Source organism: Streptomyces africanus, from assembly GCF_002150735.1.
Taxonomy (GTDB): Bacteria; Actinomycetota; Actinomycetes; order Streptomycetales; family Streptomycetaceae; genus Streptomyces; species Streptomyces africanus.
The window spans coordinates 1-12,046 of the sequence record NZ_MUKA01000214.1; the positions used below are offsets into that span (position 1 = coordinate 1).

The window sequence follows — 12,046 nt, forward strand, 5'->3', positions numbered from 1 at the left end:
CTCTCCGAACAGCACACCTAGCGCCTTCGGTTACAACGGCCGGGGGCGGCTCGCTGGGTTCCGCCGACCCGGAGCTAGGCGTTTCGTTCTGCTACGTGATGAACCACATCATCAGTGGTCCCGACGACGTACGAGCAGCCTTGTTGGTCGATGCGGTGTGCATGTCGCTGAGGTGATGGCTCTAGCTTCGCAGAGCCTTTACAGAGGCTCATGCATCAGTCCAGGCAGGCCGGGACCCGATCTGGCGCTGTATTCGCTACATGGAGGCGGGCGTGAGGCTGTAGGACCGCGGCCGCTGTTCCGCGACCGGTGCAGTTCAGGGAACCATGGGTCAGTTCAAGGCGTCGCCCGTACCGTTGGAAGCATCAGCGCTGTCGCTGGTGTACCAGGAGGGAGGAAGAGGCACAGGGGTGTGCTGGAACGAACAACCCAATGACGCCTTTAACGCGCGGTGACCGGCAACCCGATCGCCGCGTGTGATGAGACGCTGCTCCCAGCGCGCTGACCATCGCCCACCCCTACCTCTGAAGGCCATGAACGCATTCGACCGTTGGTACAAGGGGCTCAGCAGCTTCAACCGGGACCTCGTCCTGCAGCACTTCTGCGCAGAGGCTCCAGTTCCGCTGGGCGAACTTGCTTCTCAGCATGCCCTTCTTCGGGAGACTGCGCGGCAGTGCCGAAACTACCTCATGGACGAGTTCAACCGCAGTGTCGAGGGGGATTCGATACTCCGTGCCTGGATAGAGTACGCGGAGCTTGACCTGCGGAAACCTTGCCTCGTCAGTTCGTTTCTGGACCGCCACGCCTGGCTTGGCGAGAACATTGGGGACAGGCTCACCGTCCTCCGCCTGTTCACCAGCATGCGCTGGCTGGACGCGACCACCTCAGCGTCCCCGACCGGGCAGTGGATCTTCATGGATGATCTGAAAGAGTGTGGCGCCGCCACGGTGAGAGCCCTTGATCTTGATGTCGACGAGGTGATGAGCCTGTCGACAGCCTCCGCTCTTCTCGACGCACGCCAGGTGCCTGTCCCCAGCGATCCCGACACCCTGCGTCAGTGGCTGATCCACTGCGGTCTTGACTGTGAGGGCAACCAGATCTCGTTGACTCGCTCCAAGCCCCAGCCGACTGAGACCGCTGTCGTCTCTGGCGGGCTGTCCGAGCTGGTCGAGCAGCTGTCCGCCCTCCTGCTGGTAAATAAAAACGGCGAGAGCATTCTTACTCTGGGTGACCTTCTTGGTGAGGCGGAGACGGCGGACGGGGAGCTTGGAGTGGTCTCGCGCATGCTCCGCGACGCCACCTTCACGGCGGGCGAGGGCTGGGTTGTGCCGGATCGCTCCACCGATTCCGAGCGGCGTCGGGCAGTGCGAGGCGAAGGAACCTCGGCGAAGCAGAATGCTACGGAGGGTAATAGCCCTTCGAGTGCGGCCGAGGAAGTCAAAAACAGGGAAGCAGAGAGTGACGGATCCATTCCGCTTGCAGGCACGCTGGCGGATGTCGGCGAAGCGGGTCTGGAGGCGTCGCCCGGAGACCTCATCGCGCAGCTCCTCGAAGGCTGCGCTGAGGGCATGAGCACCTCGCTCATCGAGGGTGCACTGGACGGAGTCGTGCCACAGCGAGAAGTGACAGAGGCGCTCTTCACGGATGCGCGCTTCGCGATCACGGTCAGGGGAGCCTGGTGCCTCCAGGACGGTTCCGACACGGCTGCACCCTCCGCTGCAGCGATCCAGGCCCAGGGACTTTCCTCCCGAGAAGAAGAAGCGTCCGCCTCGACCACCGAGGCTGCCGGCGGCGTCGGCTCGCGCGGCGGGCTTCAGCGTGAGCGCGAGCGCCTCGACAAGGTGGAGGCCGCCTTGCGCGCGGCGGACACCCCGCTGACTGTCGAGGAGCTGAAGGAGCGCACGGGCGTCGCTATCGGGATCCAGTATCTCCGGCAGCAGATCGAAGGGGATGCCCGCTTCAGCCGGAGCCAGCGGAACCAGTGGGCGCTGACCGAGTGGCACCTCCCGGTGTACAAGCCGATCAAGGAACTGATCTCTGACATGGTCGATGCGCACGGCGGCCAGGTTGAGGCAGACAAGGTCGTGGTGCTTCTCCGCCGAGACTTCGACATCAAGGAGTCCAGCCTGCGGGCCGCCATGTCCATTGCGCCCTTCACCGCACGCGGAGGGATCGTCCGCCGTATAGGTGAAGACCTGGACACTGGCTCCGAGGAAGCAGCTGTCCCCGCAGCCCGCACCGCTGAGACCGATGCGTCGGCTGAGCAGCAGCCCCACCCCGTCGACGAGGCTCCCGACGTGGACGACCTCATGGACCACCTGGGGTTGATCTGATGGCGGCTTCCCCTTTCCTCCGCGACTGCGGCGCGGAGTCCGACTACCGCAGCGACCGCAACAACCTTGTCGAGGACTTCTACCTGCCTGCCCTCGCCGCCTCCACCGCCTACGACCGGGCCGTGGGCTACTTCGCTGCGTCCGTGATCGCCACGCTCGGCCAGGGAATCGACGAGTTCACCTCGCGCGGCGGCACCATGCGGATCATCGCCTCTCCCTATCTTGACTCGGCCGACATCAAGGACATTGAGGACGGCTACGAGCTGCGCAAAGTCCTCCAGCGTGCTGCCCTCCGCGACCTGGAGCAGGCGGTCGAGGACGCGCGGGCAGCCCGCGGCCTCGGCAAGCTCGGACGACTGGTCGCCGAGCACCGAGTCGATTTCAAGCTGGCCTATGTCGAAGAGCGTGGCCGCGTCGGCATGTACCACGAGAAGATCGGTGTCTTCCGGGACGGCCGAGACGTCATCGCCTTCAAGGGCAGCGCCAACGAGACCCGTTCCGGTCTCGTTGGCAACTTCGAGGCGATCGAGGTCTATCGGAGCTGGGACCCGAGCGATGCACGCCGGGCCGCGCGCATAAGCAAGGACTTCGATGACCTCTGGGAGAACCGCACGCAGATGCTTCGCGTCATCCCTTTCACCGATGCCGCTAAGGTGATCGTCGAGCGCAGCGCCCGGGCCACCGCCGACCAGTACGAGCTGGACGACCTCCCGACCGGCGGAACCCCCATCCGCACCACGCCGCTGCCTCCTCCTGGCACGCTTGCGATCCCGCCTAGCCTGAAGGTTCGCGACTACCAGAAGGAAGCTGTCCAGAACTGGTTCCGCAACCAGTGCCGAGGCATCCTGCGCATGGCCACAGGCACAGGCAAGACCCTGACCGCACTTTCCGCTGCCTCCCAGCTCGGCACGCTCCTTCGGAAGAACGATGCGTCCGCCTCACTCCTCACCGTCGTCGTGGCCCCGTACCAGCATCTGGTCGACCAATGGGCCAAGGACATCGAGTGGTTCGCCGTGACACCGTTGCGGGCCTACGAGGCGACCAGCAGATGGTCCCCGCGCGCTCACAGCCTGCTCCAGAACATTGCCCTCGGCGGTACCCGAGGCGGCGTCATCGTCACCACCAACGCCACCTTCGGCGGCGATGCCTTCCAGAACCTGCTCAGCTCCTACCAGGGGCACCTCCTCCTCATCGCGGACGAGGCCCACAACCTCGGTGCCGCGCACCTGCGTACCCGCCTCCCGGAGAAGGCCCAGTACCGCCTCGGCCTCTCCGCCACCCCGGAGCGCTGGTTCGATGAGGAGGGCACCGACGCCCTCACCGACTACTTCGACCGAGTCGTCTTCGAGATGGGCATCGGCGAAGCCATCCGTCGTAGCGCCCTGTGCCGCTACACCTACACGCCCATCCTCGTGGAGCTGGACGACGAAGAAGCCGAGCTGTACGCAGAGACCAGCGCGAAGATCGCCCGCCTGATCGCGGCTGGCACAGACCTGAAGGAGACCGCCGACCGGGACAGCCCGCTCGGCCGACTCCTGAAGAAGCGCGCCGACATCATCGGCCACGCCCGCGGCAAGCTAGAGATCCTCCACGCGGAGATCGAGAGGCGCCGGGACACGAGCCACCAGCTGATCTACTGCGCCGAGGGCAAGCACCCCCTTCTCTACGAACACGGCACCGACGGCCCGCGTCAGATTGACCAGGTCATGGAGATGGTCGGCAACGAGCTGCACATGCCCGCTGCCCGCTACACCTCGGAGACCAAGCGCTCGGCCCGCCTGGACATCCTGCGCCGCTTCGAGAACAACGACCTCCAGGTCATCTCCTCCATGCGCTGCCTGGACGAAGGCGTGGACGTCCCGGCCTCCCGGACCGCCTACCTCCTGTCCAGTTCCTCCAACCCCCGCCAGTTCATCCAGCGCCGCGGCCGCGTCCTGCGCAAGGCGCCCGGCAAGGAGCGCGCGGACATCATCGACTTCGTCGTCGTGCCGCCTGCGGGCGGGGACGCGATTCAGTACGAGACCGAACGCAGCCTGCTCCGTCGCGAACTGGCTCGCGTCGAAGAGTTCGCCTACCTCGCTGACAACGAGGGGGACACGCTCAATGTCCTCCGCCCCCTGCGCGAGCGCTACGGCCTCTTCGACACCTGAGCCCTCACTGCAAGTACCCCCATTCCTTCCGTACCCGCTACCTCGAACCAGGAGTAACCCGTGAGCGACGAAACAGCCGGCCAGCCTCCCGCACGAACGGTGCGCGACGTCCTGAACGAGCTGCCGCGGGAAGCCAAGATCCTCGTCCAGAAGGTCATCGACCTGGAGACCGAGAACATCCACATTAGGGAGACGACTAAGGTCGTCCCGAAGATCGTCGACGCCGTGAGGGAGCTGACCAAGTGAAGCTGCTCAAGCTGACGCTGAAGAACTTTCGCGCCTTCTACGGTGAGCAGGTTCTCGACCTGTCTGTGGAGGAGGGCAAGCCCGCCGTCCTCATCTTCGGTAACAACGGTGCCGGCAAGACCACCCTGCTCAACGCGTTCGCCTGGGCCCTGTACGGCACCTTCTCGGAAGACGTGGAACAACAGCATCGCATCATTCACGACAAGGCATGGGCGGACACCGCGTTTGGGGAGGACGTCACGGCCTCGGTTCGGCTGGACTTCGAGCACGACGGGACCCGGTTCTCCGTGGTCCGGCAGGTCACCGTTGTCAAGGAGAAGGCGGAACAGGGTCCTGTCGAGCCTGAGCTGACTGTCACAGAGATCGGGACGGACGGTGAAGCCCAGAGCATCCTCAACGGCCAGGACCGGATCGAGAAGATCTTGCCCAAGGGCCTGCGTCAGTTCTTCTTCTTCAACGGTGAGCGCATGGAGAAGATGTTCTCCGGCGACGTGAAGCGGGAAGGGGAAGGCAAGAACCAGGAGGTCCAGAAGGCCATCAAGACCCTTCTGGACTTGGAGGCCATCGAGCGTGCTCTGGAGGACCTGCCGAAGGTCTCCCGAAAGCTCGCCAGCGAGATCGACTCCAAGGAGGACAGCAGGCTGAAGCAGCTTTCCGACCACATGGACCACCTCGCCACCCGCGAGAAGGAAGAGGTGGCTGAGATGCTGCGCCTCTCCGGCGAGATCAGCGCCTTCCAGAAGGAAGTCCAGTCCATTGACCGCGCCCTGCTCCAGAATAGGGAGGCGGAGCCGCTCCAGAAGAAGCGGGACTCGCTGACCCGCCGGATCAAGGCCGCGCACGACCGGCACATGGAGTACAAGAGCCGCAAGCGCGAGCTGCTGTCGCGGCACGGGTTCCTGGCTCTGACCAGCGGGATCGACACCAAGGTGATTGAGCTCGCGGACGAGATGCGAGAGCGCCGCCAGCTGCCCGCAGGCATCCAGCGCAGCTTCATCGAGGACATCCTCGAAGCCCAGCTGTGCATGTGTGGCCGTGAGGTTCGCGAGGGGACCCAGGAGTACGAGGAGCTGGACAAGCGCAAGTACAACGCCGGTCTCGAGGACGTCCAGGAGAGCTGGATGCGGGTCAGCGGCAAGATGAAGAACCTGGAGGAGAGGCGCCAGGAGATCCTGGAGCAGCTCACCCTCAACGCTTCCGACATTCAGAAGGCAGACGCCGAGATCAGCGAGCTGGAAGCGGAACGTTCCGATATCGATCGGCAACTGGAAGGGGTAAACATCCAGGACGTTCAGCGCCTCATCGAGCGCCGGAAAAACTATGCCTCCAAGGAAACCGACGCCCGTGTCGCGCACAAGGAGGCTGAGAACAAGGTCACCTCGATCAAGCAGGAGGTAGAGGCCACAGGCCGTCAGTACCGGAATGCTGAGGCCAAGAGCGAGAAAGCCCGCAAGGTTCAGAAGCAGGTCGAGCTCGTCGAGAAGGTGCGTGCCGCGCTGAAGGAGATCCTCGAGATCAAGACCAAGGAGGTCCGCGACCAGCTCGACAAGAAGGTCAAGGAGGTCTTCTCCCGGATCTTCATCAAGAGCTACGTACCCGAGCTGAACGACGACTTCGAGCTGGAGCTGCACACCGCGAGCGGAGTGGCAATCCGTTCCACCGGTGAGAATCAGATTCTCGGCCTCAGCTTCGTCGGCGCGGTCTCCGAGGTTGCCAGGAACATCAGTGCCCGGAAGAAGAACAGGGGGGAGGTGACCATCGAGACCGGCAGCGGCGGTGTCTACCCGGTCGTCATGGATGCTCCCTTCGGCAGCCTCGACCTGACCTATCAGGAAGAGATCTCTAAGGCCCTGCCAGCGCTGACATCCCAGATCATCACCCTGCTCTCGCAGTCGCAGGCGCGGGGCAAGGTTCTGGAGAACCTCCAGCAGGCCGCCAATCAGATGTACGTACTGCGCTCTTACACGCCAAACCAGTCGGCGGGTGAAGAGACGATCGTGATCAACAACCGTGAGGTTCCGTACGTGTCACACGGCGACTTCGAGCACACTGTTCTGGAGAAGGTGACCTTCTGATGGCCTACACGGACCGATTCCGCCGGCCCCGGGCGCATGAGGACTTGCTCGGTAAGCTCACCGACAGAAAGACCGGGACCTTCGCGACCATGGTCGAGGCGATGATGTTCGCCGCACTGCTCGGCCGCCGCCGAGGGGAGCGCAAGCCGTTCGACGAGGCCGATGAGCCGATCCGCCTCGCGCTCATGGAGAGCCGGGACTACGGGGAGGTGCTCCTCGACATGCTCGGAGCCGTCGAGTACCCGGACGACCCGAAGATCCTTAGCGCGGACCGCCAGCCTGAGCGGGTCCTCATCTTCGAGGAGTACGCGAACGCCGGCCTATCCTACCTGCAGACTCTAATAAACCGTCAGTCCGACCAGGACCTCGACACGATCATCTCGAACCTCGTCCTCGGAGGGCTTAGGACACCGCTGGAGGAAGAGAAGGACGACGTTGGCGACATCCTCGCCAGTGCTGATCTGGACTGGTAAAGCCGCTACCTCAGGGCAGGGTCGACAGCCGGAAGCCGTACGGCTATCAACCCTGCCCACCTCTGTGGAGCGTAGTAGTTGGTCTCGTGTTCGTGGGGCGGGATGTCTCCGATGGCGGTGTGAAGCAGGCTGGTTGTTGAACCAGTCGGCCCACTCTGCGGTGGCCGCGGCCTCGATGCCCAGGTCCACGGCGACTGCCTTCATGACGGCCCGCCCGGGTGGGGTGGCTGTGAATAATCTCCGCGACCATGCGTACCGCGCACTCGCGAAGCTCGGCAGGGTAAGAGGACGGGCGGGCCATGACTTGATCCGCTCAGGGAATCGAGCCTCCAATTAGCACCGAAGCGCTTCATGCCCTTAATCCACTGATGCCGAGAGGGTCAACGTGCTCGGAAGTTGTGCGACTCATGGCAAGACGCTGAAGGTGATCCCAGATGGTCAGCCGGCGTCACCTGCGCCTCACACACGACTTGGCAGCGTGTCCCTACTATTGCAGTACAGCTGCCTGCTACCGGAAGGCCGTGATCAGTGCAGCCAGGGAAGTTACCAGGGTGGCAACTGCCGTGATTGTGGCCGGAGTTATACGCCCCTTCGGGGGGCCCTCGTTACTCTGACCACCAGACGTGCTCTGGCCCTTATCCCGCAAGCACGTCGAGGTGCAGCAGTGATCGTCGCCAAGCGGATTGTGCACGTTGCTCCTTTCTTTGGGCTTATACGGTTGCCACGTAGCAGGTGACAGCGGAGCCCAACTACCCCTCCCCCTCGGCTGTAGCGAGCCAAAGGGAAGAGGAACGACCATGACGGGGTAACTCTGACACCATCCGAGTCACCTACCGCTTTGGAACGAGACGTTCTCACAAACAGCTATACGTAGCTGTCTGTCACAGTCTTTGATTTACAAATTCAAGCTCCCTGGATCCGATCCGCCGTTGCGACATGTGCAACCATGTTCGTGCAGCAGTACACCAAGTCACAGTGCACTTCGCGAACGGTGCGACGTGGCGCCTAGGGACCAGTCGAGGAAATCCGGAAGGGAAGATTCCCTCGACTGCTACCCTAAAACTGCTGGTCCGGAGAGTGACGCTCGCAGAAAGTGAAGCGACACCTCTCATGTGGGCTACTTCATTCGAGTGCCGGGCGGTGCGCGTGAAGGCTGCCCTAAGTCTCGGAACTCTTCGGTCCGTTTTCATTCAGAAGGACGCCTGGATCCGCTGCATTGCAAAGTGGAAACCCTCACGCTACATCGATGAGATCTCTTTCGTTACAGAGAGTGTCGACCGAAAATCATCGAGGTTGTTGGAGTCTTATTGATTTTCCGGCGAGAGGGTCAGGAATCTGATAGTGAGCAACCGGATAGCGTTGAATGCCACTTAGAGTTCTAGTGATTGCGGGCCTGGAGTTCGTGCGGGTGGCGGGGGAGGAAGTTCACCGTGCGCGCTGAGCGGCCTCGGGTGCAGGTGGGCCGGTCCGGGCATGGGTGGCACTGGCGTGGGTGGAAACAAGCGACCGTGTAAGGGGGCCATGGCAGGTGGCTCGATCCGGGCTCGGCTGGTCTGGCCGCCCGGGCAGGGCGACCTGGCGGCGGGCGAGGTCGATGGTGAAGTCGTCTCAGGTGAAGCCGGTATGTTTCTTGCTCTGCCAGGCGCCACTGACCCTGACCGGTCCGATGAGCTGGATCTGGGGTCGCGTGCGGAGGAGTCGAGTAGGGCAACTGAGAGGTAGCCGCCGTCGACGAGGTGCTGGGTGGGCAGCAGCCGGCGGTGGTGGAGACAGGTGTGAATGCCGGGTAGGGCTTGGGTACCCCGGGCCGGTGGTGGCGATGTTCGTGATCAGGTTGACCGGGGGCGTCAGTGTCGCAGGTCTCGGGTGACGTGGACCACGTAGCCGCTCCAGAGGGTGTTACCCCGGATGGCCCGGCGGGCTTCGCAGTCGTAGAGCGAGATAACCCGGGCAGCCCCCCTTTGGGTCGCCCGTCTTCCTCGGCGCGGGGACGCAGAGCGCCGCGGGCGTCAACGAGGAAGTTCTGCACCATGATCTGCCGCAACACCTCCGCGCGAGGACCACGTCGGTGGGGCGGCAGGCGCTCAAGAACCGGTGAGCGTCTGCTCCGGCCTGCTTGAGACGGGTGACAGGGTGAGTCGGTTGGCTGGGGAGACGGACCGGACGTCCGTAACGCGTGGCCCACCCGGCACCCACCAGCCCGTCAAGCACATCAGGTGCCCGCTGGGTGGCTTCCTCCAGAGCGCCACGTACTGCTTTGAGAACCAGTTCCAGGCGGGTGAGGTCTCGTGCCGCGGCCAGAACCTGGGTGGAGTCGGTCCGCCGTTTCCCGCGTTCTGTGACCACACCGACATCGCGCATCCGTTTCAGGGCCAGGGACAGGAGTCGATCTGCGCGGTCGTCCCGGGACCGGCGATCACGGAAGTCCGTCAGCACACTGTAGTGAAAACTGAGGTCGTCCAGTTCCATGGCCAGGGCGTAAGTGAAGTCGATCCTGCACCGCACTGCCTGCGCCGCCTGCCGGTCGGAGAGGTTGAGCAGAAACTGCGGCACACATACCGTGGCCAGCTGAGCTGGCGAAAGGCTGAGGCGACCATCGCGCGGATACCAGGAGACGAAGTTTTCGTCGTCCCAGAGCCCCATCGAGGTGGTCACGCACCCACATCGCCGTGGTGCCACGGGGATTTCTGGCTCGCGTCATCCCGTGAGCTTGGGCACTACCGCACCGGACCGAGGACGAACGGACACTGATCACCTCAGGAAGACAGGGCTGTACAGAACCACCAGCACCCCCGTCCCTGGAACCTCCCCGATAGAGTCACCCACTGCTGGAGTTACGGCTGTTAAGGGTTGCAGCCTCAGCACTATTTATATTCGAGAGGATGTAGTGGAAGGGCAGGCGAGGGGAGTCGCGCTTCAGCACAGATCGGCTGACATTTCACGTCCTTTGGCATTTGAGCCGGTTGAGGAAGGGATTCTCCGTGCCTGCCGTAGTTCAGCGCGGCCAGGTCTTGACCGCGAGTCCGGCAAGGACGGTCTGTCGGAGCCGGATGCTGTCCGGGGTCCACTCGTTCTTCTCGCCGACCTTTCTGGTCAGCTCGAAGCCCGACGTCTTGAAGACCTCGACCTTCTCGGCGAACGACTTGTTTCCGATCTTAGAGTTCACTCCAGTCTGCAGAAGCACCATGTTGCCAATGCGGTAGACCCAGCTGGCGGCGTCCTGCTTGTCCCCGCTCTTCTTGATGAAGTCCTCCCAGTCGGCTTCCTTGGCGTTCTGCGGGAACACGTGCTCCAGGTTGACCTGGCTCGGGTTGCTGTTGGGGACGAACTCCGGCTGGGACTCCTTTCGCCTTGTTGTCTCCAGGGCGCTCAGGTAATATCGGGCAAGCTTGGAATCGCTTCTTCCGACAGTGGCGAGCGCGAACTGCTCCCTGAAGTCGGTGTCTGAGGGGATGAGGTCCTCGACGCGCAGTCGGACCTGCGCGGTGGTGGTGACCTCGCCCTTCCGGATGGCGACCGCGATCTGAGAGTACTGGTCCTCGAAGCGGCCGCGGTTCATCATGCTCATAATCATGCCGCGTACTGACCAGTTCACCATGGCCCGGAGGAGCTTCTCGAGCTCGTGGGAGTGGAAGTGCTCGACTGCCGCCAGCAGGAGGATCTTGTTGGGAACCAGGTCGAACATGGCGAGTGTGTCGAGAGCGGGACGGTGACCGTTGCCGCTGCACTTGGTCGCCCAGAAGTCGCTCTCCGGGTTGGAGAGCGCGGTGTAGGCGTGTGCGGCTGACAGGAGGTTCTCCGAGAAGTGCAGCGCCTCCTGTCGGTGGGTCACCTCCTTGCGCATCTCCGCGTATAGATCGCGCTCGGTGATCTTGCCGACCTTCGAGCTCCAGTAATGGCGCAGGAACTTGGTGAACTTCGCATCGGCTGCCCCGAGCTGGAGCGTCCCGAGTGACTGGTGCCAGTTGTTCCGCACCGCGTTGAGGTTCTGCTGCTCGCCGGCAGCTCCGAAGAGGTGGTTCTTCAGGAGGTCCGCGGTGGTCAGGTCGGCGCCTCGGTTGTTGAGAGTCTCGAAGATCACGTAGGCGTCTGCCTCGGTCGGGGTCTCGACCACGGCGAGCTGCGCCCGGTGCTGGATGTAGCTCACCCATTTCTCGAGGACGTTGGCCGCGTCCATCCCATGCAGGCTGCGGAACTGCGAGATCTTTTCCCGGAAGAACCGGTACGCCTTGACGATGTCGGAGTCGGTCCTCGCGGGTTTCCCCGGGAGTGCGGTCTCGGTGGTGATCCCGAGGAAGTCGGGGTTGTCGCTCTCGTTGAGCTTGAGGTGCGACTCCGCGTACCTGTCGTTCCATGCCTTGCTGGCCAGGAAGGTGCGGCCGATGCCCACAGCCTGGGAGTCGTCCGCCTTGAGCAGGTTCCCCTCCAGAGTTCGCAGCTCGTCGCGGATGGCAGCGATCAGGAGGGAGGAGGTGACCAGCCGCTGCTGGCCGTCGATAATCCGCTTCCGAGTTCCGTCACCGTCCTGGGTGATCACGATCGTGCCGAAGAAGTACTCCTCTTTCGCCCCGCCGTTGATCGCCCGGCTCAGGTCAGTCCAGTAGTCGAGGACCTCCTGCTCCACCTTCCAGCAGTACGAGCGCTGGAACTGGGGAACGACCAGGCGATTGTTGCGCAGGACCTCACCGATGCCGACGAGGTAGAGCTGAAGCGAGGTGCTGCCGTGTCCCGATGCCATGCAGGGCAGCTTATGTGTCGATGAGTTAAGT

At 63.3% G+C, this 12,046-nt stretch carries 7 protein-coding genes; 5 read left to right on the forward strand and 2 right to left on the reverse strand.

Annotated features, from left to right (window positions below):
• Positions 1 to 533 precede the first annotated feature (533 nt).
• From CCL05_RS25155 to CCL05_RS25175, 5 genes are read left to right on the forward strand one after another with little or no spacing between them, the layout of a single operon-like run.
• Entirely contained in the window at positions 534 to 2,333 is a 1,800-nt protein-coding gene (locus CCL05_RS25155) for a hypothetical protein (protein WP_086562767.1), read from the forward strand.
• A complete protein-coding gene (locus CCL05_RS25160) occupies positions 2,333 to 4,483 on the forward strand; it encodes a DEAD/DEAH box helicase family protein (RefSeq protein WP_086562768.1) in 2,151 nt (716 codons plus the stop codon). The genes CCL05_RS25155 and CCL05_RS25160 overlap by 1 nt, the downstream gene beginning before the upstream one ends.
• A gap of 60 nt (positions 4,484 to 4,543) precedes the next feature.
• Positions 4,544 to 4,729, forward strand: a complete 186-nt coding sequence (locus CCL05_RS25165) for a hypothetical protein (protein WP_086562769.1) — start codon at positions 4,544 to 4,546, stop codon at positions 4,727 to 4,729.
• Complete coding sequence (locus tag CCL05_RS25170; protein ID WP_086562770.1) at positions 4,726 to 6,804, forward strand: AAA family ATPase; 2,079 nt, start codon at positions 4,726 to 4,728, stop codon at positions 6,802 to 6,804. Before CCL05_RS25165 ends, CCL05_RS25170 begins: the two co-directional genes overlap by 4 nt.
• Entirely contained in the window at positions 6,804 to 7,277 is a 474-nt protein-coding gene (locus CCL05_RS25175; protein ID WP_086562771.1) for a DNA phosphorothioation-associated protein 4, read from the forward strand. The genes CCL05_RS25170 and CCL05_RS25175 overlap by 1 nt, the downstream gene beginning before the upstream one ends.
• A gap of 1,899 nt (positions 7,278 to 9,176) precedes the next feature.
• Here the strand turns inward: CCL05_RS25175 and CCL05_RS47550 are convergent.
• Both CCL05_RS47550 and CCL05_RS25185 read right to left on the reverse strand, forming a co-directional pair.
• Entirely contained in the window at positions 9,177 to 9,920 is a 744-nt protein-coding gene (locus CCL05_RS47550; RefSeq protein ID WP_425275941.1) for a transposase, read from the reverse strand.
• 352 nt (positions 9,921 to 10,272) lie between these two features.
• Positions 10,273 to 12,015: a DUF262 domain-containing protein gene (locus CCL05_RS25185; RefSeq protein ID WP_086562773.1), complete on the reverse strand. Its 1,743-nt coding sequence runs from the start codon at positions 12,013 to 12,015 to the stop codon at positions 10,273 to 10,275.
• Positions 12,016 to 12,046: the final 31 nt, after the last annotated feature.

Coding starts and splice junctions, on each gene's coding strand:
- CCL05_RS25185 (WP_086562773.1), bottom strand. CDS start 12,015: ATGGCATCGGGACACGGCAGCACCTCGCTTCAGCTCTACCTCGTCGGC.
- CCL05_RS25160 (WP_086562768.1), top strand. CDS start 2,333: ATGGCGGCTTCCCCTTTCCTCCGCGACTGCGGCGCGGAGTCCGACTAC.
- CCL05_RS25175 (WP_086562771.1), top strand. CDS start 6,804: ATGGCCTACACGGACCGATTCCGCCGGCCCCGGGCGCATGAGGACTTG.
- CCL05_RS25155 (WP_086562767.1), top strand. CDS start 534: ATGAACGCATTCGACCGTTGGTACAAGGGGCTCAGCAGCTTCAACCGG.
- CCL05_RS47550 (WP_425275941.1), bottom strand. CDS start 9,920: ATGGGGCTCTGGGACGACGAAAACTTCGTCTCCTGGTATCCGCGCGAT.